The sequence below is a fragment of the Pseudactinotalea sp. Z1739 genome, from assembly GCF_049725055.1.
Classification (GTDB): Bacteria; Actinomycetota; Actinomycetes; order Actinomycetales; family Beutenbergiaceae; genus CALKWS01.
In genome coordinates this window covers 1-22832 of sequence record NZ_JBMPQA010000006.1, presented here as the reverse complement: position 1 = coordinate 22832, position 22832 = coordinate 1, and the positions used below count along the sequence as shown (strand labels likewise).

The following is a 22832-nucleotide window of genomic DNA, read 5'->3' as shown; positions in this document are numbered from 1 at the left end:
CAGCCGGTTGCGCTCAGGCCAGCCGGTGCATCCAGCCGTAGGTGTCCTCGGCTCGCCCGTACTGCACGTCGGTGAGTTTGGCGTGCAGGCCGGTGGTGACCGCACCTGGCCCGCCGTCGCCCACCGTCAGGTCCAGTCCGGTGCCCTTGAACTGGCCGATCGGGGTGACCACCGCCGCGGTCCCGCAGGCGAAGGCCTCCACAATGTGCCCGCTGCGGATCTGCTCGGCGATCTCGGCGAACGGCAACGGGCGCTCGTACACGGTGCGGCCGTCGTCGGCCATGATCCGCAGTACCGAGGAGCGGGTGACACCGGCCAGGATGGTCTCGGTGAGTTCGGGGGTGTGCACGGCGCCGTCCGCGTCGACGAAGAACACGTTCATCCCGCCCAACTCCTCCAGCAACGTGCCGGTGGCCGCGTCCAGGAAGCACACCTGGGAGCAGCCGTTGTCCGTGGCCTGCTGCTGGGGCAGCAGGCTGGCGGCGTAGTTGCCGCCGCACTTCGCGGCGCCGGTGCCCCCGGGTCCGGAGCGATGGAAGTCGGTGGTGACCCAGATCGAGACCGGGCTGAAGCCGGAGGTGAAGTAGGGCCCGGACGGGGAGGCGATCACGAGGTAGTCCACGCGGTGCGCCGGGCGCACGCCCAGGAACGACTCGGAGGCGAACATGAACGGGCGCAGGTACAGCGAGGAGCCCGGGGAGTCCGGCACCCACTCGGTGTCGGTGCGCACCAACGCCTCGATCGAGCCGATGAAGTCGGCCTCGCGCAGTTCCGGCAGGGCCAGCCGCCGGGCGCTGGCGGCGAAGCGCGCGGCGTTGGCGTGGGGCCGGAACGTCCACACCGAGCCGTCGGCGTGCCGGTAGGCCTTGAGCCCTTCGAAGATCTCCTGGGCGTAGTGCAGCACGGCGGTGGCCGGGTCCAGGCTCAGCGGGCCGTAGGCCTCCACCCGGTGGTCGTGCCAGCCCTCACCCTTCGTCCACACCGCTCGGGCCATGTGGTCGGTGAACACCTTGCCGAAGCTCAGGTCGGCAAGGGCCTGCTCACGCTCGGTCTGCGTGCGCGGATGTGAGGTGGGGCGCACCTCGAAGGTCGCCGCAGTGGTTTCGGTACTCATCGTGCCCCTTCGCCGGTCGTGATGGGATCACGCTACCCCCCACGGCTGGGCGGTGGTAGCAACTGGCGGATCAGGCGCGGACGCGCTGCGCCAGGGCGTCCCCGATCTCGGAGGTCGAGCGGGCGCCGCTGCGTTCGGCGATGTCGGCGGCGACCGCCTGCTCGATCCGCTCGGCCTGTTCGTCCAGGCCAAGGTGTGCCAGCATCAGCGCCACCGACAGCACCGCCGCGGTGGGGTCGGCCTTCTCCTGCCCGGCGATGTCGGGGGCCGAGCCGTGCACCGGTTCGAACATCGAGGGGTACTGGCCGGTGGGGTTGATGTTGCCCGAGGCAGCCAGTCCGATCCCGCCGGCGATCGCCGCAGCCAGATCGGTGATGATGTCCCCGAACAGGTTGTCGGTGACGATGACGTCGAACCGGGCCGGGTCGGTGGCCAAGAAGATGGTCGCGGCGTCCACGTGCAGGTAGTCCACGGCCACCTCGGGGTACTCGGCCCCGACGGCGTCCACGGTGCGCCGCCACAGGTGCCCGGCGTGCACCAGCACGTTGTGCTTGTGCACCAGGGTCAGCTTCTTGCGGGGCCGGGCCTGGGCGCGGTCGAAGGCGTCCCGGACCACCCGCTCCACCCCGAACGCGGTGTTCACGCTGACCTCGGTGGCGATCTCCTGGGGTGTGCCGGTGCGCACCGAGCCGCCGTTGCCGACGTAGGGACCTTCGGTTCCTTCCCGGACGACGACGAAGTCCACCTGGCCCGGATCGGCCAGGGGCGAGGGGATGCCCGGGAGGATCTTGGCCGGGCGCAGGTTCACGTAGTGGTCCAGCTCGAACCGCAGCCGCAGCAACAGCCCCCGCTCCAGCACACCGCTGGGCACCGAGGGGTCCCCGACGGCGCCGAGCAGGATGGCGTCGTGGGCTTTGATCGTCTCCAGGTCCGCCTCGGTGAGTGTCTCTCCGGTGGCGTGCCAGCGCCCCGCGCCCAGATCGAGTTCGGTTGCCTGCACCGTGACGCCACTTCCGGCCAGTACGGCGTCCAGGACCTTGCGGGCCTCGCCGGTGACGTCCCGGCCGATTCCGTCCCCGGCGATGACAGCGAGTTTGATAGTGCGCGACATGGCCCCACCGTAGCGCACCGGTCCCACGGTTCGGACGGAACGTCTCGCCAGTTGAGCGCCTGGCTCCGTCACCGATGTCCGGCGGGCGAGCGGGTGCGCCTCAGAGCGACCAGCTCCGCCTCGCTCCCGGGCCGTGGGCGGCCAGGGCGAAGCGTTCGGGAACCCGACCGGTCCCGGTGAGCAGCGCCGTCGTCCACTCTCCGATGAGCGGGGCGAACTTGGCACCGTGTCCCGAACAGGCCGAGCACAGCACCACCGGTCCGATCCGGTCGACCAGGAAGTTCTGGGTCGGCGTGGTGGTGTACAGGCAGGTGCTGGCGTTGGCCGGCTCGGGATCCAGGCCGGGCAGCCATCGGCGGACATAGGCCTGCACGCGTTCGGTTCCGGCCGGATCGATGAGCCCGTCACGACCGGTGGCACTGGTGGGCCGGCCGTGATGGTGCTCGGCGACCTTGCGGTCCAGGCCGGCGCCGCCGTCGCGGCCGCCGGAGAGGTGGTAGATCTCGAACCCCTCGGCGGCGTGGATGGTGCTGGGCCATGGGTCCTGGGAGGGGTCGGCGCGCGGGAAGTGGAAGGTCTGCTCCTGGGTGATCGACAACGCCGGGAGGACCGGATCCAGCACCATGCCCCTGGTCAGGTCCGGCAGCCACGCCCCCGCCGTGATGACCACGGCCCGAGTTCGGATCTCCTGGTCACCCAGGCGGACGGTGGCGCTGTCGTGGTTGCCCGCCACGCTGACACCGGTCACGGGCTGGTCGAACCGCACCTGCGCGCCATGGCCTCGAGCCAGGTCCAGGAAGGTGGTCACCGCCGTCTCGGCGTCCACGGTGCCGGCCTCGGCGTGATGCACCACCGGGGTGTCGAAGACCATGCCCGGCCAGCGGTGCATCGCCTCGGTCGGGCTGAGCACCTCGTGTGCCACGCCGGCGCCGGAGAGGTTCGCCACGATCTGGTCCACCCGCCTGTCCGGACCGAAGTCCAGGGCGCCGAGGCGGTTCAGCAGGGTTGCCCCAGCAGCGAGTTCGGCCTCGCGCCACAACTCGAAGGCACGGCCGGTCAACTGTGTGTAGAGGGCATCGGCATAGGCGCGCCGCACGATCCGGGCGCTGCCGTGGGAGGAGCCGCGATCGTGGTCGGGGCCGAACTGTTCCAGCACCAGCACGTCCAGGCCGCGGCCGGCGGCCTGCCACGCGGTAGCCGCACCGGCCAGTCCGGCACCGATCACCACCACGTCGTGGTCGAGCGCGCCACCGGCCGGTCTCATCTGCGCGCCCGGCTCAGCGGTCCGCCCCGACCTTCTCGCGTGCGTGCCGCTTGCGGCGCCGTGGGTAGAGCACCTCCAGATGCTCCACCTGGACGGTGCCGGCGGCATCGGGCACGTCCGGATGGGAGTCGGCCACATCCACGGTCACCGTGCGCACCAGCGCCCGGGGCTCTCCCTCGCCGTCGAGCACGATGCCCAGGTCACCCACCTGCGCGGGCGGCTGCCCGGCACTGGTCAGGTCCGCCACCGGCACCGCCTGGGTCATGGTGCCGGTGCTGAGGAGTTCCTCGACCTCGGCGGTGGCGGTTGCCGGGTCCGGGGAGGTGGACCAGACCGGGGGCGGGACCGTGTTCTGCACGTTCTGCCCGATCACGACCTCGAGCCGGTTCAGGTTTCCCTCGATGCGGGCCTGTATCCAGAAACGTTCCACCGCGGCCTCAGACGTCATCGGTCCATCATGCCGCAGGTGCGGGCGCGGGCGCAGTGCGGGCCTGATGCCGCAGGTGCGGGCGCGGGCGCAGTGCGGGCCTGATGCCGCAGGTGCGGGCGCGGGCGCAGTGCGGGCCGGACCTGCGGGTCGACGCATGCCGGCTGTACCAGCGGCTCGACGCCGGCCGCATCCGCAGATCGACTCATGCCAGGAGCGGCGTCAACTCCTGGTCAGGCCGGGAACCGCCGCACTCAGGTGAGGTAGCCCGCAGCACGCAGAGCGAGCACCAGGATCAGCGCCAACCAGGACAGCGCGCTCAAGTACGCCTGCGCAAGCACCCGAAGCCCGCTGGTGCCCAGGGTCGGCGGGATGAACAACCTGGCCCTGGGGTAGTCATCCAGGATGCCGATCACCTGGTCGGGCAGGCGCACCAGGACCCACAGGCTCCGCAACCGGCGCAGCAGCAACAGACCCCCGCGTGCGGCGATGTCGCGGACCTTCTCCAGCAGGTCCTTGCTAAGCAGACCGGGGCGCAGCAGCGCCCGGAACTCATCGGCGAGTTGCTCCGGCTGTGCCGCCGCACGCAGATAGGCCCGTCGGCGCAGCACGAAGGCCACCTCGATCGTCAGCCCGATCGCGATCAGCACACCCACCACGATCAGCCCCACCGGGCGGCGCAGCCCGGCCATCACCCAGACCAGCCCGGCGAGCGGCACCACCGGGATCAGCGCCAGCAGCAGTGAGGGCCAGCGCAGCACCCGGACCGCCAGCGCCAGCGCCCGGGCGGCGTGGGTGGCGGCCGTCCGAGCCTCTCGTTCGCTAGGCTGGGACGGCGAAGCGCCAGCCGAGCCCGGGGGCTGCTCGGCACGGTCGGAGTCGGGCATGGCCGAATCCTATGACCCTCGGCCCGAGTTCCATGGCACGAAATCGCGACGTCCGTGCGAGCGGCTCGACAGCACCACCGAGGATCGGTCAGGCTGAGCGCACACTTTCGCCCCGGCACATCCGGGGCATAACGGTTGGAGGGCCCATGTCCCAGGACTACCCGAATGCGCCAGGACCCGGAGAGCACTCCCCCGGCGCCCAGAACCCGGGCGGCCAGGGCTCGCCCCCCGGCGGGCCACCGGTCGGTGGGCACCAGGGCGGGGGCCCACCGGTCGGCGGGCACCAGGGCGGTGGGTACCATGGCGCTGCCGGCCAGGGCGGTGGGTACCACGGCGGCCACCAGCACGAGGGGCGGCCGAGCGACCCGGGCGCCGGCGCCGATGAGCGCACGTTGGCGATCGTCGCGCACCTGTCACCCATCATCGCCTTCGTGGTCAGCGCCGGGTTCCTGTCCGTGCTGGGCCCGCTGCTGATCTGGATGTTCTTCCGCGACCGCGGCCCGCTGGTCCGCAACGCCTCGGCCACGGCGTTCAACTTCCACATCACCGTATGGGTCGCGATCATCATCGGGTGGATCTGCTTCTTCACCATCGTGCTGATCCCGCTGGGCATCGTGATCTGGTTGGTGGCCGTGGGCGCGCAGGTGGTCTTCTCCATCCTCGGCGCGGTACGGGCCAACCGCCGGGAGATCTACACCTACCCCTTCCAGGTGCCGATCCTGACGTGACGCAGTGCTCACGAGAGGCCCTGATGGAGACCTACCGCACCGAGGACTACCACACCGGCGGGGAACCGTTCCGGATCGTCACCGATCCTGGTGTCCCCCTGCCCGGACGCACCGTCGCCGAACGTCGCATGCACGCGATGTCGGACGGTCCGGCCGACCGGGTGCGCCGGATCCTCTGCCACGAACCGCGCGGGCACGCCGACATGTACGGCGGGTTCATCACCCCACCCGATGACGACGGCGCGCACTTCGGGGTGTTGTTCTGGCACAAGGACGGCTTCTCCACCGCGTGTGGGCACGGCACGATCGCCCTCGGTGCCTGGGCGGTGCGGACCGGCCGGGTCAGCGCCCCGGAAACCGGCACCACCGACGTGGTCATCGACGTACCCTCCGGCCGGGTCACCGCACGCGTGCACACCGAGCAGGGTCAGATCCTCGGGGTGGACTTCCTCAGCGTGCCCAGCTACGTCCTGGCCACCTCCGTGCCGGTGCGGACCAGCGCCGGTGAGCTCCTCGTCGACGTCTCCTACGGCGGTGCCATCTACGCCCAACTGGACGTCTCCGCCGTCGGCCTCTCGATCGACCCGGAGCACACCGGGGAACTGATCGCCCTGGGCCGGCAGATCAAGTGGGCCCTGAACGAGACCGAGGTGGCCCGCCACCCCGTGGACCCCCGGCTCAGCGGGATCTACGGGACGATCCTGTTCCAGCGGTTGCCCGCCACCGAGCCGGGCGAGATCCGCCAGCGCAACGCCACGATCTTCGCCGACGGGGAACTGGACCGCTCCCCGTGCGGATCGGGCACCGCCGCGCGTCTGGCCACCCTGGCCGCTGCAGGTGAACTCGGTGCCGGCGAGATGCTGGTGCACTCCTCCATCGTCGACTCCCTCTTCACCGCCCGGATCGTGGACCGGCTCGAGGTGGCCGGGTACCCGGCCGTGCTACCGGAGGTGACCGGGATGGCCTACCGGACCGGCGACAGTACGTTCACGGTCGATCCGCTCGACCCCCTCGTTCCCGGGTTCGTGCTGCGTTGACAGCCACATCCCGCCTCGGTGAGCGCCGCCGGTGGCGCTCCATGCTGCCCGGCCTGGGCCTCGCCGTCGTGCTCGCCGCTGCGGCCACGGCGGCCGCTCCGCTGCTCCCGCTGATCGGTGCACCCGTGCTGGGGGTGCTGCTCGGGCTGGTGGTGGCCCTGCTGCGGTGGCGTCGCACCGGCCCCGAAGGCGCCGCGCGCAGCGACCGGTTGGCCCCGGGGTTGCGGTGGGCCGGATCCAAGGTGCTGCAGGTGGCGGTGGTCCTGCTCGGCGCACAGTTGTCGTGGGCGCAGGTGGCCGACTCCGGCATCGCGGCGCTGCCGGTGCTGGTGGCGGTGATCGCCGCGGCCCTCGTCGGAGCGTGGCTGCTCGGGCGGGCCCTCGGTGTGGACCGTGATCTGCGCACCCTGCTGGGGGTGGGCACGGCGATCTGCGGGGCCTCGGCCATCGCAGCGGTGACTCCGGTACTACGCCCGGCGCCGGACAAGGTCGCTTATGCGCTCTCGACGGTCTTCGCCTGCAACATCGCCGCCGTGCTGGCCTTCCCGGTGCTGGGTCAACTGGCCGGGTTGAGCCCGGAGGCGTTCGGGATCCTCGTGGGCGCCGCCGTCAATGACACCTCCTCGGTGCTGGCGGCTGCGAGTGCGTTCGGCCCCGAGGCCACCGATACCGCGGTGGTGGTGAAGCTGACCCGGACGCTGGCGATCATCCCGATCGTGCTGGGCCTGTCGGTGCTGGTGGCGCGGTGGGCTCGGGCGGACAACGGCCGGAGCGGGAGCGGGACGGCCCCGGAGGGCGGCGCAGTTGCTCACGCCGGCCGGCCCCCGGTGTGGCGCCTGGTGCCGTGGTTCCTGACCGGGTTCGTGCTGCTGGTCGTGGCGAACAGCCTGGGGTTGGTGCCCGGGGCGTTGCACGATCCGGTCACGACCGCGACCACGTTCTTCATCACCGTGGCGCTCAGCGCGGTCGGGGCCGGCGTCGATATCGCGGGCCTGCGGCGGACGGGTGCGCGTCCGATGGTCCTCGGGGTCGGGTTGTGGCTGGGTGTCACCGGCGCGGCCCTGGGCGCCCAGGCCGCTACCGGCACCCTCACCTGACCGGCCCGCCCGGCGAAATCCCGCATGCTCCTTGAGCACACGCCGGTGTCTCAGTCGCGGCGGGCGAGCAGGATGAACTCCGGGCTGTGCTCGGTCAGGTCGGCGCCGGAGAAGTCGCCCCAGGTGGCGGTGACGGTGAAGCCCGCGGTGGTCAGGGAGTCGGTGAGGCCGGCCAGGGTACGGAACCGGAGGGTTTCCTGGTTGACCAGGTGCCTGCCGTCGGGCAGCACCGTATGGCCCTCGTGGGTCTCGACGGCGCCGTAGCCGGCGGACTCGGCCACGGCGATCGAGTGGCTCCAGGACCGGAACTGACCGCCATCGGGGTGGGGATAGGTGTCCTCGGTGGTCTTCCTGGTCCACGTCTCCCAGCAGCGGGCAGCAGGGTTGCGGGACTCGAAAGCGACGTGACCGCCCGGGCGCAGGGTGCGATGGATATCGTCGAGCACCCGGGCCCACTCGGTCCCGCCGAGGAAGTACTGCGCCACGTGGCCCTCCATCACCACCAGGTCGGCATCGTCGTCGGGCATGCCGGCGGACGTGCCGTGGATCCACCGCACCTGCTCACCCCCGGGCCGGGTGCGGGCAATCTCCAGGATCGCCCCGGCCGGGTCCACGCCGGTGACCTGGTGCCCGGCGGCAGCCAGATCGACGGCGAGCACGCCGGTGCCGCACCCGAGGTCGGTGACGCGTTCGGCCGGCAACCGCCGGGCCAGGGCGAGGTAGAAGTCGTGGTCCCGGCGCCCGGCACACTCGGCGTCATACGTCGCCACCAGCGCCGGGTCCTGGGTCCAGGTCGGGATACGCACCGGGCGCGTGTACCGGCGGCAGCGGTGCACACGCGCGTACCGGGCGCGCATCGCCTGCTCATCGGCGAGCCGGGCGTGGCAGAACGCCTTGACCGGGCGGCTCAGGCCCGCGGGGGAGGTGAAGTCATGCGTCTCCCCCGCACCGGCGTGCACATGCAGATACTCCTGGGCCACCCGGAATCCATGGCGCACGTACCAGGCGTTCGCGGCCCCATCCTCCCGGGTCCAGGCATCCAGCACGGTGGTACCGGCGGCCGCCAGCCGGGCCAGGGCCTCGCTCAGGAGGGCATCGGCGATGCCCTGGCGCTGATGGTCCGGATGCACGCCGATGGTGTCGATGGTGGCCGCCGGCACTCCCTCGTCGTCCCACAGTTCCAGGTCGAGGATGCCCACCACCTGCTCGCTGCCCGGGGTACGCACGTGCGCAGGCCGGGGCCCGGTGGCGACAAGTTGAATCGACTCGTTCTCGAAGGTGGTGCGCTCCGCCTTGACGTCATCGAAGTAGGCCGAGCCGTGGAAACTCAGGGCCCGGCAGCGCAGCCAGGAGGCCTCGTCGTCATCGCGGTAGGCACGGATCCTTGCTCTCATCGCTCGCGACGGTAGTCGCCGCAGTAGTCACGGGCGAGCGTATTTCCCGATCCGGGGTCGCGGAAGCAAGGAACGCGGCCCCAGTCGGCCCGGAGGTGGTCCCGGTCCGGCTGAGGCCGCGTTCGACGGCGCTATCGCGGGTCGCCCTCGCGGGCAATGTGCGTCAGCGTGCGGCGCTGCCCTCGGTTGGACTGTTCGGGCAGACGCCTTCCGCTGACTGCGCCGACCGCTCGTCCCTCGCGGGCAACTGCGTCAGCGTGCGGCGCTGCCCTCGGTGTAGTCGGCGTCGCTGGGCTTGACCCAGGCGAAGAGCTTGCGCAGCTCCCGACCGGTGCCCTCGATCGGGTGCTGCTCACCCTTGGCCCGCAGCTCCTTGAACTCGGTGCCACCAGCCTTCTGGTCATCCATGAAGCGCTGGGCGAAGGACCCGTTCTTCACGTCCTCCAGCACCGCCTTCATGTTCTCCTTCACCTGCGGGGAGATGACCCGCGGCCCGGAGACGTAGTCGCCGTACTCGGCGGTGTCGGAGATGGACCAGCGCTGCTTGGCGATCCCGCCCTCGTACATCAGGTCCACGATCAGCTTCAACTCGTGCAGCACCTCGAAGTAGGCGACCTCGGGCTGGTAGCCGGCCTCGGTGAGCACCTCGAACCCGTACTGGACCAACTGGGAGGTACCGCCGCACAGCACCGCCTGCTCACCGAACAGGTCGGTCTCGGTCTCCTCGGTGAAGGTGGTCCTGATTCCCGCCGCGCGCAATCCGCCGACCGCCTTGGCGTAGGACAGCGCCAACTGCCAGGCGCTGCCGGAGGGGTCCTGCTCCACCGCGACGAGCACCGGAACCCCGCGCCCGTCGACGTACTCCCGGCGCACCAGGTGGCCGGGCCCCTTGGGGGCGACCATGAAGACGTCGATGTTCTCGGCGGGCTCGATGAACCCGTACCGGATGTTGAAGCCGTGACCGAACACCAGGGCGGCCCCATCGCGCAGGTTCGGGGCGATCTCGGCGGCGTAGACGCCGGCCTGGACCTGGTCCGGGGTGAGGATGACGACGACGTCGGCCTCGGCGGTCGCCGCCGCCACGTCCAGCACCTTCAGGCCCTCCTCGCTCGCCTTCGTCGCCGAGGCCGATCCCTCCCGCAGTCCGACGCGCACGTCCACACCGGAGTCACGCAGGTTCAGCGCGTGCGCGTGCCCCTGGCTGCCGTACCCGATGACGGCGACCTTCTTCGCTGCGATCAGGGACAGGTCGGCGTCGTCGTCGTAGAAAAGTTCAGCCACAGTGGCACTCCTTCAGTGTTGGGATGTGGGTTGAGTGGGTTGGTCGGTTCAGGCGGTGCGGGAGATCCGTTCCAGGGCCCGGTCGGTCATGGAGCGCGAACCGCGCGCCACGGCCACCGAACCGGATTGCACGATCTCACGGATCCCGTAGGGGCCCAGCGCGGTCAGGAGCGCCTTGATCTTGCCCTCCCCGCCAGTGGCCTCGACCGTGACGGCCTCCGTGGAGACATCCACCACATGGGCGCGGAAGAGTTCCACGACCTGCAGCACCGCGGTGCGGGAGTGGTCGTCGGCGCGCACCTTGACCAGGAGCAGCTCGCGCTGCACCGAGGACTCGGGGGCCAGCTCGACGATCTTGATCACGTTCACCAGTTTGTTCAACTGCTTGGTGACCTGCTCCAGGGCGTTGGACTCCACATCCACCACGACGGTGATCCGGGAGATCTCGGCGTGCTCGGTCGGACCCACGGCCAGGGAGTGAATGTTGAAGGCCCGGCGGGCGAACAAGGCCGAGACGCGGGTCAGGACGCCGGGCTTGTTCTCCACCAGCACCGAGAGTGTGTGTCGGGACATGTCGTTCCTCACTCGTCGCGTTCGAAGTCCGGGCTGATGCCGCGGGCGTACTGGATGTCGTCGTTGGAGACCCCGGCAGCCACCATCGGCCACACCATCGCGTCGGCGCTGACGGTGAAGTCCACCACCACGGGCCGGTCGTCGATCTCGTTGGCCCTCTTGATCGTGGCGTCGACGTCCTTGGCGTTCTCGCATCGCAACCCCACGCAGCCGTAGGCCTCGGCGAGTTTGACGAAGTCCGGGATCCGTCGGGTCTCGAACCCGGTGTTCAGGTCGGTGTGGGAGTACCGCTGGTCGTAGAACAGCGTCTGCCACTGCCGCACCATGCCCAGGGAGGAGTTGTTGATCACCGCGACCTTGATCGGGATGCCTTCGATGGCGCAGGTGGCCAGTTCCTGGTTGGTCATCTGGAAGCACCCGTCGCCGTCGATCGCCCAGACCAGGGAATCGGGATAGGCGACCTTGGCGCCCATCGCCGCCGGTAGCGCATACCCCATCGTGCCCAGCCCGCCGGAGTTCAACCAGGTGCGCGGGTTCTGGTACCGGATGAACTGGGCGGCCCACATCTGGTGCTGGCCCACCCCGGCGGTGTAGATCGCCTCGGGGCCCGAGATCTCCCCGAGCCGGGAGATCACGTGCTGCGGAGCCAGCAGGCCGTCCTCGGTGGGCGTCCAGCCCAGGGGGTAGGTCTCACGCAACTGGTCCAGGGTGCGCCACCAGCCCTCCAGGTCCGGCTTGCCGTGCTGGACGTGTTCGGCGTCCACGGCCACGGTCAGTTCGCGCAGAACGTCCTTCAGGTCACCGACGATCGGCACGTCGGCTAACCGGTTCTTGGAGATCTCCGCCGGGTCGATGTCGGCGTGCACCACGGTGGCCCCGGGGGCGAAGGAGTCCAGTCTGCCGGTCACCCGGTCGTCGAACCGGGCGCCCAGCGCCACCACCAGGTCGGCCTTCTGCAGTGCGGCCACCGCCGCCACGGTGCCGTGCATGCCGGGCATGCCCAGGTTCTGCGGGTGCGCATCGGGCAGCGCACCGCGGGCCATCAGGGTGGTGACCACGGGGGCGCCGGAGGCGTTGGTCAACTCCAGCAACTCGGCGGCGGAGTTGGACCGGATCGCTCCCCCACCCACGTACAGCACCGGCTTGCGTGAGGTGGCCAGCAGCCGTGCCGCCTCACGGATCTGCTTGCCGTGCGGCTTGGTGATGGGCCGGTATCCGGGCACGTCGAGTTCGGCCGGGGGCCAGACGAAGGACGTCTGCTCCTGCATCGCGGACTTGGCGATGTCCACCAGCACCGGGCCCGGCCGCCCGGTCTGGGCCAGGTGGAAGGCCTCGGCGATCCGGGCCGGGATCTCATCGGCGTCGGTGACCAGGAAGGAGTGCTTGGTGATCGGCATCGTGATGCCGACGATGTCGGCCTCCTGGAAGGCGTCGGTCCCGATCATCGGGGCCGCCACCTGACCGGTGATCGCCACCATCGGGACCGAGTCCATGTGCGCATCGGCCAGTGGGGTGACCAGGTTGGTGGCGCCGGGGCCGGAGGTGGCCATGCAGACCCCGACCCGGCCCGAGGCGGCCGCGTAACCGGTGGCCGCGTGGCCCGCGCCCTGCTCGTGGCGCACCAGGATGTGGCGCAGACGGCGCGAGTCGAACAGCGGGTCGTAGACCGGCAGGATCGCCCCGCCCGGAATGCCGAAGATGACGTCGGTCCCGGTCTCCTCCAGCGAACGCACGACGGCCTGGGCGCCCGTCATCGGCTCGGCCGGGCTGGTCACGACGTCGTTCGTGGTGCTCAGCGCCGGTATGGGCGGGTGCGTGCGAGGCGGTGCCGGGTGCGGAACCTTGGCCATCGCTCCTCCTGGTCTAGATCACATCAGACAAACAAAAACCCCTCGGCCGAGGTGGCGATCGAGGGGCGCGTGGTGAGGGGACGAGTGTTCAGTCCCCCGCGCACGCGCGGGGGATGAGGACTACTCGGACGATCCCGTTCACCATGGTGGCGATCCTAACCCCGCAATGACCACCGCTGACAAGCCGTCTCACATAGTGGGCCACGTGGTCAGCCCGTGGACACATGGTGGGCCGCCCCGTCATCGCCGGGACAGGGCCCTATCCCCCGATCGGAGGATATGGGCCGATCGTGTTGCTTCCTAGCGTCGAGGTATGGACTTCAGCGCCCCGACCCCCGCACGACCGAACGCCACGGCAGCGTCCCCCACCACACCGGTCACCGAACGCTTCCTCGCCCCGGACCTGGCCCGCGGCCTGATGCTGGCGCTGATCGCCGTCGCGAACGTGATGATCTACCTGCACGGCCGGCCCTACGGGCTGCGTCAGCACACGCTGACCGGGAACGTCGTGGACCAGGTCGTCAGCGCGTTCCTGGGCGTCGCGGTGGATGCTCGCGCCTACCCACTGTTCGCGGCCTTGTTCGGCTACGGGATCGTGCAGATGATCCGGCGCCGGCAGGAACGGGGTATCGACGAGGGCCAGATCCGGCGAACCCTGCGCTGGCGCTCGGTGGGTCTGATTCTCTTCGGCGGGCTGCATGCCGTACTCGCGTTCTCCGGCGACATCCTGGGGTGGTACGGGCTGCTCGGGCTGGTTCTGGTCCGGCTGCTGCGGCTGAGTGACCGAGCACTGCTCGTGGTGGCGTCCATCTGGCTCGCCGTGGCAGGAACGGTCCAGGGGGTGATCTTCGCCGACCCGACCCCGCGAGCCGAGCGCTCCTACTTCTGGTCCTATGCCATCTCCGACCCGCTCCAAGCCGCCGGGCTGCGGCTGCTCGAATGGCTGATGGGCCCATTCGGCTTGCTCGCCGTCCTCAGCGCGATGCTGGTGGGCGCCTGGGCCGGGCGGCACCGCATTCTGGAGCACCCGCAGCGCCACCGGGTGCTGCTGCGTCGAACGGCTGCGATCGGGATCATCGCCGGCATCGCCGGTGGCGTGGGTCCGGCCCTTCTCGGCGCCGGGATCTGGACCCCGGCTCTGCCCCTGACCCTCGCGATCTCCTGGTTGCACGTGGTCACCGGGGTGGCCTGCGGGCTCGGCTACGCCGCCCTGATCGCCCTGATCAGCGCCGCGCTGACGGCGTCCGGCCGGGACCGGCACTGGAGCGTGCGGGCACTGCAGGCAACGGGGCGCACGTCGCTGTCCTGCTACCTCGCCCAGTCCGTGGTCTTCGCCGCGCTGCTCCCGGCTGCCGCACTGGGGTGGGGTGGCCGGCTCGGTCCCGCGGCAGCAGCCGCTCTCGCGCTGGCGACCTGGGCGATGATCGTGCTGGCCGCCGCAGCCCGGGGCGCGCGGCCCGGTCCGGCCGAGGCCGTCCTCGCCCGGATCGTCGGCGGTCCCCGCGCCGGCACGTGCGACGATCAGGGGATGACGCCGCAGGGTGCTGCGCCACACGGCAACCGGACCGACTGGATCTGGCTGCTGCTGCCGTATGCCATGCTCCTGCTCACCTCCGCCTATGCCGGCTTCACCGGCGAGGTCGGCGCGGCGCAGGTCCCCCGCACCATCGTCATCGGCCTGGCTCTGGTCGCCTGGCACACCTTCTGGGCCATCGGGCACCGGCACTGGCTGGAGCGGGCCCTGGTGCCGATGGCGTTGTACTACGTCGGCCTGGTCGCGCTGTGCGCGCTGCTGCTGGAGATCTCACCGAGCTATCTCCCGGTGTACCTGGTGTGCTACGCGATCGCCTTCGTCGCACTTCCCGGCCTCTGGGCCTACGCGGGCCTGCTGCTGGCGGCGTCGGTGCCGGTGGCACTCACCAGCGCCCTGGGCTGGCAGGAGCCGGACCTGGCGGTCAACCTGGGTGGCCTGGCGCTGGCCGCGGTCATCGGGTGGAGCATCCGGAAACTGGAGGCCGAGACGGCGGCGCGCACGGCCGCTCTGACCGAACTCGCCCGGGCGCACGAGGACCTGGAACGGGCATCGGCCGAGAACGTCGCGCTGCAGGACCGGCTGGTGACCGAGGCCCGCGAATCCGGGGTCCTGGCCGAACGCGCCCGGCTCGCGGCCGAGATCCACGACACTCTCGCTGCGGCGCTGTCGGGAATCGTCAGCCAGCTCGAGGCACTGGACGCCGAACTCGCGCCCGAGGACCCCATCCGCGGCCGGGTACGTATCAGCACCGACCTGGCCCGGGAGAACCTGCGTGAGGCACGGCTCTCGATCCAGGCACTGCGGCCGACGGCACTGCATGACCAGCACCTGCCCCTCGCCCTGACCGAACTCACCACGGCATTCGAGCAGGCACATGGCCTCACCGCCCGGGTGCACGTCACCGGCACGGTCGTGCACATCCCCCAGGACGTCGAGGACGCCCTGGTGCGGATCTCCCGGGAAGCGTTGACGAACATCCGCCGGCACGCCGGCGCCGGTCGGGCTCACCTGACGCTGTCGTACTTCGGGGACTCCATCGCCCTGGACATCGCCGATGACGGCGCCGGCTTCGGTGACCCCAACCCGAGGGGGCACGGCTTGCAGATCATGACCGAGCGCGCGCAGGGAGTGGGCGGTGCGGTCCAGGTGCGCACGGACCCGGACGCCGGCACCACCGTGACCGCCACCGTCCCCCTGCCAGGCAGGACGGCGGTGGGATGACCGGACCGATCCGGCTGCTCCTCGTCGATGACCACCCGGTGGTGCGGGACGGCCTGCGGGGGCAGTTGCAGACCCAGCCGGATTTCGCTGTCGTCGCCGAGGCCGGCACCGCCGCCGAGGCGTTGGCGGTGCTGGGCCGGCTCACCGTGGACGTGGTGATCACCGATCTGCGGATGCCCGGCATCGACGGGCTCGAACTGATCAGCACGATCAGCCACGACCATCCCACGATCGAGGTGATGGTGCTGACCACCTACGATGCACGGCCCGACATCGACGCCGCGCTGGCCGCCGGGGCGCGCAGCTACCTGCTCAAGGACACCGAGCGAGCACGGCTGTACGAGGCGGTGCGCTCCACCGCCGGTGGGCGCCCGGTCCTGTCCCCGTCGGTGCACGCGCGCCGGGCAGCCGCCCCGGAGCCGGCTCCGAGTCCGCTGAGCGCCCGCGAGCGCGAGGTGCTCCAACGGGTGGCGGCCGGCCGCACGAACCACCAGATCGCGGCCGAGTTGTTCCTCGGGGAGTCGACCGTGAAGACACACCTGCAGCACATCTACACCAAACTCGGTGCCAGCGACCGGGCCGCCGCGGTGGCGATCGCCTACCAGAGGGGACTGCTCTGACCCGGCCGGGCCCGCAGCCTGGAGGGGCGCCGGTCAGGAAGCGGCGATCTGGGCGGCCAGATGCCCACCGCCGTAGCCATTGTCGATGTTGACCACCGCGACACCCGGGGCGCAGGCGTTCAGCATCGACAGCAGCGGCGCGAGCCCGGCGAACGCCGCGCCGTAGCCCACGGACGTGGGCACCGCCACCACCGGGGCACTCACCAACCCCGCCACCACGCTCGGCAGGGCCCCGTCCATACCGGCTGCCACGACGACGGCCCGCGCACCGCGCAGCAGGTCCAGATGTCCCAGCACCCGGTGCAGACCCGCCACCCCCACATCGACCACCAGTTCGGTGGACCGGCCCAGGTAGCGGGCGGTCAACTCGGCCTCACGTGCCACCGGCAGGTCGGAGGTCCCGGCGGCCAGGACGACGACGAGCCCGCCGTCCGCTTCGGGCGGCTGCGCGGGCCAGGCGAGCAGCCGGGCGCCGGGGTCGTGATAGGCGTCGGGCAGCACCGCCAGGACGGCGTGCGCCTGTTCGGCCGAGGCGCGGGTGAACAGTGTGGGCGTGCCCCCGGCACCGACCTCGGCGGCGATGCGGGCGAGTTGCTCGAGGCTCTTGGGCTCACACAGCACCGCCTCGGGGTAGCCACGCCGGGCCGCGCGGTCGTGATCGAGGTGGGCGATCCGGTCGAGTTCGGGGCCCGGTCGCCAGGCCTCACGCATGGGTGACGGAAACCAGCGGCAGGGTGAAGGCACCGGACTGGATGCCACGCAGGTCCATCGCCGCGAACCGGAAGCCGGCGTCCCGGACCACCCGGTCGACCTCCTCGCGCTGTTGCACGGCACTGAGCATCTCCTGCGGGAGCAACTCGAGCCGGGCGACGTCACCGTGGTGGCGCACGCGGGAGTCGGTGAAGCCGAGGCGGCGCAGGCCCGCCTCGGCCTGATCCACCTGGCGCAGTTTCTCCGGTGTGACCTCCTCGTAGTGCGGGATGCGCGAGGCCAGGCACGGTGCGGCCGGCTTGTCCGCCACCGGCAGGGCCAGGGCCCGGGCGACCTGGCGCACCATCGCCTTGGTCATCTGCGCCTGTGCCAGTGGTCGGAGCACCCGGTGGTTGGTGGCAGCCTGGGCGCCGGGACGGTCCGGCCGCTTGGCGTCATCGGCGTTCTCGCCGTAGGCGACGGCGGTCAGGCCGAGTTCACTGACGAGCTCGGCGGAGATGCGGGTGAACAGCTCGTCCTTGCAGTGGAAGCACCGGTCCGGCCCGTTGGCCCGGTACTGCGCCGAGTCTGCCTCGTGGGTTTCGACCTCCACCACCCGAGCCCCGATCGCCGAAGCCGTGGCATGGGCCGCGGCGCGTTCGTCGGTGGCCAGGCTCGGTGAGATGCCCAGGATCGCCACCACGTTCTCGGTGCCGAGTTCGCGCACCGCCAGGGCGAGCAGCGTGGCCGAGTCCACCCCACCGGAGTAGGCGACCCCGAGCGGCACCTGACCGCTGAGTTGTTCCGCGACGCTCGCCACGGCCTGCTCGGCCGGCGCATCCAGTCCGGGGATCGTCGTCATGGCCTGCTGCTCCTCGCTGTGCTTAGCCCGGTCCGAATGCTACCGGGCCGCCGGTTCAATCCCATGCCCCAGGAGCCCGGCGTTCTCCCCCGCCCGGGGAACCGTGGTGGTCGGCCGAAGGGTAACCCGCCGCCCTCCTCCCCTGGGGGCTCCGGGCGTACTGGGCGCGCCGGCGCCGATGTCCCACCAGGACCAGCATCATCAGCACACCGCCCACCAGCGCCGCGCCGAGCACCAACCAGACCCCGGTCTGCGGATCGACGACTTCCAGTGCGTAGACGGCCACGATCGCGACCGTGAGCAGGACGGCATTGACCACGCCGACCTGAACGATGGCCATCGTGAAGGCCTGCGGCGAGCCCGGCTCCGGACGCCCGCCGCGTTTCCGGCCGGAGGGACCGATCTGGTTCGGGATGCGGGCGTCGCCGCCGGGCTCGAACGTCATCGTCAGCCGAGCACCGCCCCCACCGAGGCGGACTTGACCAGTTTGGCGTACTTGGCCAGCACCCCGCGGGTGTAGGTCGGGGGCAGCGGCTCCCAGCCCTCCCGGCGACGCTGGAGTTCCTCGTCGTCGACCAGCAGGTCCATCGTCTTGTTCGCCACGTCCAGGCGGATCCGGTCACCGTCGCGCACGAAGGCGATCGGTCCGCCGTCCACCGCTTCGGGGGCCACGTGACCGACGCACAACCCGGTGGTGCCCCCGGAGAAGCGCCCATCGGTCAGCAGCAGCACGTCCTTGCCCAGGCCGGCGCCCTTGATCATCCCGGTGATGGCGAGCATCTCGCGCATCCCCGGTCCGCCCTTGGGACCCTCGTACCGGATGACGACGACGTCACCTGCGGTGATCGTGCCGTCCTCCAGGGCGTCCATCGCCCCGCGCTCACGGTCGAAGACCCGCGCGGTGCCCTCGAACACGTCGGAGTCGAACCCGGCGGACTTGACCACCGCACCTTCCGGGGCCAGGGAACCGTGCAGGATGGTGATCCCGCCGGTCGGGTGGATCGGCTCGCCGATGGCACGCAGGATCTTCCCGTCCGGGTCCGGAGGGGCCACGTCGGCGAGGTTCTCGGCCACGGTGCGCCCGGTCACGGTGAGGCAGTCCCCGTGCAGCAGGCCCGCGTCCAGGAGCGCCTTCATCACAACCGGGACCCCACCGATCCGGTCCACATCGGTCATCACGTACCGGCCGAACGGCTTGAGGTCCCCCAGGTGGGGCACCCGGTCGGCGATGCGGGAGAAGTCCTCCAGGGTCAACTCCACCTCCGCCTCGTGGGCGATCGCGAGCAGGTGCAGCACCGCGTTGGTGGACCCGCCGAAGGCCATCACCACCGCGATGGCGTTCTCGAAGGCCTCCTTGGTCATGATCTGCCGGGCGGTGATGCCCTGGCGCAACATCTCCACCACGGCCTCCCCGGACTTCAGCGCGAAACTGTCCCGGCGCCGGTCCGCCGAGGGCGGTGCGGCGCTGCCGGGCAGCGACATCCCGATCGCCTCGGCCACCGAGGCCATCGTGTTGGCGGTGTACATCCCCCCGCAGGCTCCTTCGCCGGGGCAGATGGCCCGCTCGATGCGGCCCACGTCCTCCTCGCTCATCAGGCCCCGCGAACAGGCGCCCACGGCCTCGAAGGCGTCGATGATGGTGACGTCCTTCTCGGTGCCGTCGGAGAGCTTCACCCAGCCGGGCATGATCGAGCCGGCGTAGAGGAACACCGCAGCCAGGTCCAGCCGGGCCGCGGCCATCAGCATCCCCGGCAGCGACTTGTCGCACCCGGCCAGCAGCACCGAGCCGTCGAGGCGCTCGGCCTGCATCACCGTCTCCACCGAGTCTGCGATCACGTCCCGGGAAACCAGGGAGAAGTGCATCCCCTCGTGGCCCATCGAGATCCCGTCGGAGACCGAGATCGTCCCGAACTCCAGCGGATACCCACCACCGGCGTGCACACCGGCCTTGGCCCCCTGGGCCAAGCGGTCAAGGGACAGGTTGCACGGGGTGATCTCGTTCCAGGAGGAAGCGATGCCGATCTGTGGCTTGGCGAAGTCGTCATCCCCCAGGCCCACCGCCCGGAGCATCCCGCGCGCTCCGGTGGCCTCCAGGCCATCGGTGACGACACGGCTCCGGGGCTTGATGTCGGGGGTTCGGGCGCTGGTGTTATCACTGGTGGGGGCAGTCATGCCGGCCAGTCTAATGTGCTCTGGCTCATAGTCGGGTCGGGACTTCCGGCCCAGATGTCCCGGTCGCGAATGGACCAGGATCGAACCAACGTGATCACACCACCACGACAGATTGAGAAGGTCACCATGTCCGCAGTCATTCGTTCTTTCAAAGCCACCAAGGTCCTGGGAGTCATCCTGCTGGCCTTCGGCATCGCCTTCATCGCTGCCGGCGCGACCACCTGGGGAATGGTCAGTTCCCAGTTGAACGATGAGAACATCACCATCCCCGGGGACGCCCGCTGGTTCGCCGGTGAGGAGGTGCGCGGCCCGCTGACCGCCTACGCCCAGGCGGATGTGATCAACGAGCACGCACTGGCCGGCACCGAGGGTCGCACCTACGCCGAACTGGGAAGCGCCATGCGTGAGGTCGAACCGGGCACGCCCGAGCACGAGGAACTCCAGGGCCAGCGTGACTCGATCATGAACGCCTCGTTCCTGCGCGCCTCGCTGTTCACCTCCGTGCTGGCCTACGGGGTGTCCGCGCTGGTGATCGGCCTGGGCGTGGTGTTCATCGTGGTGGCCTGGGGCATGCGCCGGATCGGCTTCGCCCTGGTCGCGAACGAACCCGCGGGTGCCGCACCGGCCGCCAAGGAGCGCGAGGCCGAACCCTCCAGGTAGTGCCCGAGCCGGGGCCGACGACGTCAGCCGGCCCGGGCTCGCTGATCACAACGCCCTGGGTGCCTCGTGCACCCAGGGCGTTCGTCGTCGTCGCCCTTGCCCGCCCGGAGGCATCCGGGCGCACGCACCGGCGTGGCTCGGTCAGGTACGCGACTCCCGGGGCGCCACCAATCCTGCCTCGTTGGCGAACACCACCAACTGGGCCCGGTCGCGGGCGTACACCTTGGCCATCGCACGGCCACATGGGTCTTGGCCGTGGTGGGCCCCAGGCCGTCGTCGTCGACCTGCAGCGTCACCTGCGCATCGCTCGAGCAGTGAGTGATGCCGCAACGCGCCGGGTCCGCACCTACTCCGGCGGCATGCGCCGCCGCCTCGACCCGGCCGCGAGCCTGCTGGGCCATCCGCGCATCGTGTTCCTCGACGAGCCGACCACCGGCCTGGGATCCGGAAAAGCGCGAGGATCTGTGGCGTACCATCCAATCGCTGGCCGCCGACGGGTGCACCGTACTGCTGACCACGCCGTACCTGGAAGAGGCGGACGCGCTCGCGGACGAGATCACCGTGATCGACCACGGGAGCGTGATCGCCCACGACACCCCGGCCGGCCTGAAACACCTCGCCGGCGGCAGATCGCCGGCATCCAGCCGCGAGATCCGACCATGACCGAACTCGCCGCCCTTGAGCGGACCGGCGGCGGGGTGCTGACGGTTCCCGTGAACGGCGAGGACGAATTCGCCCGGATCGTTCACCATCTGCAGGCAGCAGATGCTGAGGTCTCCGAGTTGGCGCTGCGGCTATCCACCCTCGATGAGGTCTTCCTCACCCTCACCGGCGACGGCGCCGGTGCACCCACCGAACCCAAGGCAGGAACAGCACCATGACCAACACCACAAACGCTGCATCACTGTCGGCGATGCCGGGAGACCCGTAGCAGCGCACTGCGGCCGGCAAGCCCCGGTTCACTGGTCCTGACCACCGGCGGCGGTGGGCCCTGGCCCGCCACAGTCTGGTCCTGGCAGGACCCAGCCTGACGAGGACCGGGCGCAACCCGGGCCCGCTGCTGGATGCGCTGATCCTGCCTGTGACCCGAGTTGCACATTTGCCTTAGTGTCCCGGTTTTTCGGTGATCTGGTTGATGATTTCGGCGGTTTCCGGGGGGATGTAAGCGGGGAGTTTGTGGGTCTGTCCGCCGGCGCGGATGAGCGCGGCGCGGATTGGGCGCAGAGTGGTGATGATCTTCTTCAGCGATAGCCCGGTGGCGGCTTGCATGTAGCGGGCCAGGGCCAGGGCGGTGAAGACGATGGTCAGGTGGGCCTCGATCGAATCGCGGGTTCGGTGGAAGATCGGCCTGGCGCGCAGGTCGCTTTTGCTCATCCGGAAGGAGGCCTCGACCTGCCATAGGTCGTGGTAACTGGCGATGACCTCACCGGCAGGCATCATGGTGGCGGGGATGTTGGTCTGATAGCCCTTCAGCCCGACCAGACGCCTGGCGCGGTCCAAGGCGGCGACATCGAGTTCCCGGCCGGCTTTGGTGGTGGTAATGAATCGGGCGTTCTTCGGGCGGACTTCACCGTTGATGATCGCCAGCGCCCGGTTCTCTTGGGTGGTGATGGTCTTGGTATCCCGGGTGGCGCGTCTACGTGAGTACTGCCAGATCGCCCGCCAGGCCTTGGGATGTTTCACCGGGTCCCACACCGGTTCGGCCTTCTTGGCGGTGTCGTGTTTCCTGGGCCCGCCGCTGCGGGGAGTGATCGTATCGATCACCTGCCCGTCATCGAAGGCATCCCCGTGCCAGTGGAAGTGGCGGGCCAGGTCTCCGGGGGCCTTGGTGGTCCGGGAGCCGACGATGAACCGCATCTTCGCCTCATCCAACGCCTCCAGGTTGGCCTGGGACAGCATCCCGGCATCGGCCACGATGACCATGTCCTCGATGTTGTGCCGGTCCTGGAACTGCTCGATGATGGGCAACAGGGTGTGGGTCTCGGCGTGATTTCCTTCAAAGCAGCCGATCTCCAGCGGGAACCCGCCCCGGTCGACCAGCAATCCGACCACGATCTGGGGATCGATCCGACGTTCCTTCGAGTAGCCGACTTTGCGCAAGTCGTCCTCGTGCTCGGCCTCGAAATACAGCGTGGTGACGTCGTAGAGAATTAGGGAAATATCACCGTGGCTGGTCGCGTGGGCGAAGCACTTCTGGGCAATCTGGGACCGGTAGTCCTCGGCGTTGATCCGCTTCAAACACGCGCCGATCGTGTTGCGGTGCGGGGCATCAACGCCCAGTTCCTCCAGGATCCCGATGGTGGCCAACTT

General features: G+C 70.3%; 22 protein-coding genes and 1 pseudogene. 9 read left to right on the top strand and 14 right to left on the bottom strand.

All coding sequences use genetic code 11. The features are described from left to right. Window positions 1-13: 13 nt before the first annotated feature. From ACO0LV_RS09335 to ACO0LV_RS09315, 5 genes are all read right to left on the bottom strand, one after another. Window positions 14-1114, bottom strand: coding sequence for a branched-chain amino acid aminotransferase (locus ACO0LV_RS09335; protein WP_424787620.1), 1101 nt, complete (start codon window positions 1112-1114; stop codon window positions 14-16). A gap of 70 nt (window positions 1115-1184) precedes the next feature. Beyond that, a complete protein-coding gene (locus ACO0LV_RS09330; RefSeq protein ID WP_424787619.1) occupies window positions 1185-2225 on the bottom strand; it encodes a 3-isopropylmalate dehydrogenase in 1041 nt (346 codons plus the stop codon). A 100-nt stretch (window positions 2226-2325) separates the two neighbouring features. After that, the gene (locus ACO0LV_RS09325) at window positions 2326-3489 is read right to left on the bottom strand and encodes an FAD-dependent oxidoreductase (RefSeq protein ID WP_424787618.1); all 1164 of its coding nucleotides are present in this window, start codon (window positions 3487-3489) and stop codon (window positions 2326-2328) included. Window positions 3490-3502: 13 nt separating this feature from the next. Next, a complete protein-coding gene (locus tag ACO0LV_RS09320; RefSeq protein ID WP_424787617.1) occupies window positions 3503-3937 on the bottom strand; it encodes a hypothetical protein in 435 nt (144 codons plus the stop codon). A 233-nt stretch (window positions 3938-4170) separates the two neighbouring features. After that, window positions 4171-4803: a hypothetical protein gene (locus ACO0LV_RS09315; RefSeq protein WP_424787616.1), complete on the bottom strand. Its 633-nt coding sequence runs from the start codon at window positions 4801-4803 to the stop codon at window positions 4171-4173. A 146-nt stretch (window positions 4804-4949) separates the two neighbouring features. Here ACO0LV_RS09315 and ACO0LV_RS09310 point away from each other — a divergent pair, with 146 nt between their 5' ends. The 3 genes from ACO0LV_RS09310 to ACO0LV_RS09300 are packed head-to-tail and all read left to right on the top strand — an operon-like array spanning window position 4950 to window position 7665. Beyond that, a complete protein-coding gene (locus ACO0LV_RS09310) occupies window positions 4950-5531 on the top strand; it encodes a DUF4870 domain-containing protein (RefSeq protein WP_424787615.1) in 582 nt (193 codons plus the stop codon). Next, window positions 5528-6568 carry a proline racemase family protein gene (locus tag ACO0LV_RS09305; protein ID WP_424787614.1) on the top strand — a complete coding sequence of 347 codons (1041 nt, stop codon included), beginning with the start codon at window positions 5528-5530 and terminating at the stop codon, window positions 6566-6568. Before ACO0LV_RS09310 ends, ACO0LV_RS09305 begins: the two co-directional genes overlap by 4 nt. After that, window positions 6565-7665 carry a YeiH family protein gene (locus ACO0LV_RS09300; protein WP_424787613.1) on the top strand — a complete coding sequence of 367 codons (1101 nt, stop codon included), beginning with the start codon at window positions 6565-6567 and terminating at the stop codon, window positions 7663-7665. Before ACO0LV_RS09305 ends, ACO0LV_RS09300 begins: the two co-directional genes overlap by 4 nt. A 50-nt stretch (window positions 7666-7715) precedes the next feature. On the opposite strand, the gene ACO0LV_RS09295 is transcribed toward ACO0LV_RS09300, so the two are convergent. The 4 genes from ACO0LV_RS09295 to ACO0LV_RS09280 form a co-directional block, all read right to left on the bottom strand. Beyond that, the gene (locus tag ACO0LV_RS09295) at window positions 7716-9059 is read right to left on the bottom strand and encodes a GNAT family N-acetyltransferase (protein ID WP_424787612.1); all 1344 of its coding nucleotides are present in this window, start codon (window positions 9057-9059) and stop codon (window positions 7716-7718) included. 252 nt (window positions 9060-9311) lie between these two features. Next, window positions 9312-10340: a ketol-acid reductoisomerase gene (gene ilvC / locus ACO0LV_RS09290; protein ID WP_424787611.1), complete on the bottom strand. Its 1029-nt coding sequence runs from the start codon at window positions 10338-10340 to the stop codon at window positions 9312-9314. Between the two features lie 48 nt (window positions 10341-10388). After that, entirely contained in the window at window positions 10389-10913 is a 525-nt protein-coding gene (gene ilvN, locus ACO0LV_RS09285; RefSeq protein ID WP_424787610.1) for an acetolactate synthase small subunit, read from the bottom strand. An 8-nt stretch (window positions 10914-10921) separates the two neighbouring features. After that, entirely contained in the window at window positions 10922-12763 is a 1842-nt protein-coding gene (locus ACO0LV_RS09280) for an acetolactate synthase large subunit (protein ID WP_424787609.1), read from the bottom strand. A 313-nt stretch (window positions 12764-13076) separates the two neighbouring features. Between ACO0LV_RS09280 and ACO0LV_RS09275 the strand changes: the two genes are divergently transcribed. Further along, window positions 13077-15518, top strand: a complete 2442-nt coding sequence (locus ACO0LV_RS09275; protein ID WP_424787608.1) for a DUF418 domain-containing protein — start codon at window positions 13077-13079, stop codon at window positions 15516-15518. Continuing rightward, window positions 15515-16138 carry a response regulator gene (locus ACO0LV_RS09270; RefSeq protein WP_424787607.1) on the top strand — a complete coding sequence of 208 codons (624 nt, stop codon included), beginning with the start codon at window positions 15515-15517 and terminating at the stop codon, window positions 16136-16138. Before ACO0LV_RS09275 ends, ACO0LV_RS09270 begins: the two co-directional genes overlap by 4 nt. A 33-nt stretch (window positions 16139-16171) precedes the next feature. Here ACO0LV_RS09270 and larB read toward each other — a convergent pair whose 3' ends face one another. The 4 genes from larB to ilvD are packed head-to-tail and all read right to left on the bottom strand — an operon-like array spanning window position 16172 to window position 19862. Then, complete coding sequence (gene larB, locus ACO0LV_RS09265; protein WP_424787606.1) at window positions 16172-16849, bottom strand: nickel pincer cofactor biosynthesis protein LarB; 678 nt, start codon at window positions 16847-16849, stop codon at window positions 16172-16174. Then, window positions 16842-17690: an ATP-dependent sacrificial sulfur transferase LarE gene (gene larE, locus ACO0LV_RS09260; RefSeq protein WP_424787605.1), complete on the bottom strand. Its 849-nt coding sequence runs from the start codon at window positions 17688-17690 to the stop codon at window positions 16842-16844. The genes larB and larE overlap by 8 nt, the downstream gene beginning before the upstream one ends. A 55-nt stretch (window positions 17691-17745) precedes the next feature. Further along, a complete protein-coding gene (locus tag ACO0LV_RS09255) occupies window positions 17746-18135 on the bottom strand; it encodes a hypothetical protein (RefSeq protein WP_424787604.1) in 390 nt (129 codons plus the stop codon). Window positions 18136-18137: 2 nt separating this feature from the next. Further along, entirely contained in the window at window positions 18138-19862 is a 1725-nt protein-coding gene (gene ilvD, locus ACO0LV_RS09250) for a dihydroxy-acid dehydratase (protein WP_424787603.1), read from the bottom strand. A gap of 126 nt (window positions 19863-19988) precedes the next feature. On the opposite strand from ilvD, the gene ACO0LV_RS09245 reads away from it, so the two are divergent. The 4 genes and pseudogenes from ACO0LV_RS09245 to ACO0LV_RS09230 all read left to right on the top strand — a co-directional run bounded on the left by ACO0LV_RS09245 (window position 19989) and on the right by ACO0LV_RS09230 (window position 21403). After that, window positions 19989-20522, top strand: coding sequence for an aromatic ring-opening dioxygenase LigA (locus ACO0LV_RS09245; protein ID WP_424787602.1), 534 nt, complete (start codon window positions 19989-19991; stop codon window positions 20520-20522). 242 nt (window positions 20523-20764) lie between these two features. Beyond that, window positions 20765-20896: pseudogene (locus ACO0LV_RS09240) on the top strand (hypothetical protein); the annotation flags it as partial. Continuing rightward, complete coding sequence (locus ACO0LV_RS09235) at window positions 20844-21185, top strand: hypothetical protein (RefSeq protein WP_424787809.1); 342 nt, start codon at window positions 20844-20846, stop codon at window positions 21183-21185. The pseudogene ACO0LV_RS09240 and the gene ACO0LV_RS09235, both read left to right, overlap by 53 nt. Further along, window positions 21182-21403, top strand: a complete 222-nt coding sequence (locus tag ACO0LV_RS09230) for a hypothetical protein (protein ID WP_424787808.1) — start codon at window positions 21182-21184, stop codon at window positions 21401-21403. Before ACO0LV_RS09235 ends, ACO0LV_RS09230 begins: the two co-directional genes overlap by 4 nt. 223 nt (window positions 21404-21626) lie before the next feature. Here ACO0LV_RS09230 and ACO0LV_RS09225 read toward each other — a convergent pair. Further along, the coding region (locus ACO0LV_RS09225) for an IS1634 family transposase (RefSeq protein WP_424787601.1) at window positions 21627-22832 on the bottom strand (1206 nt) is incomplete at its 5' end.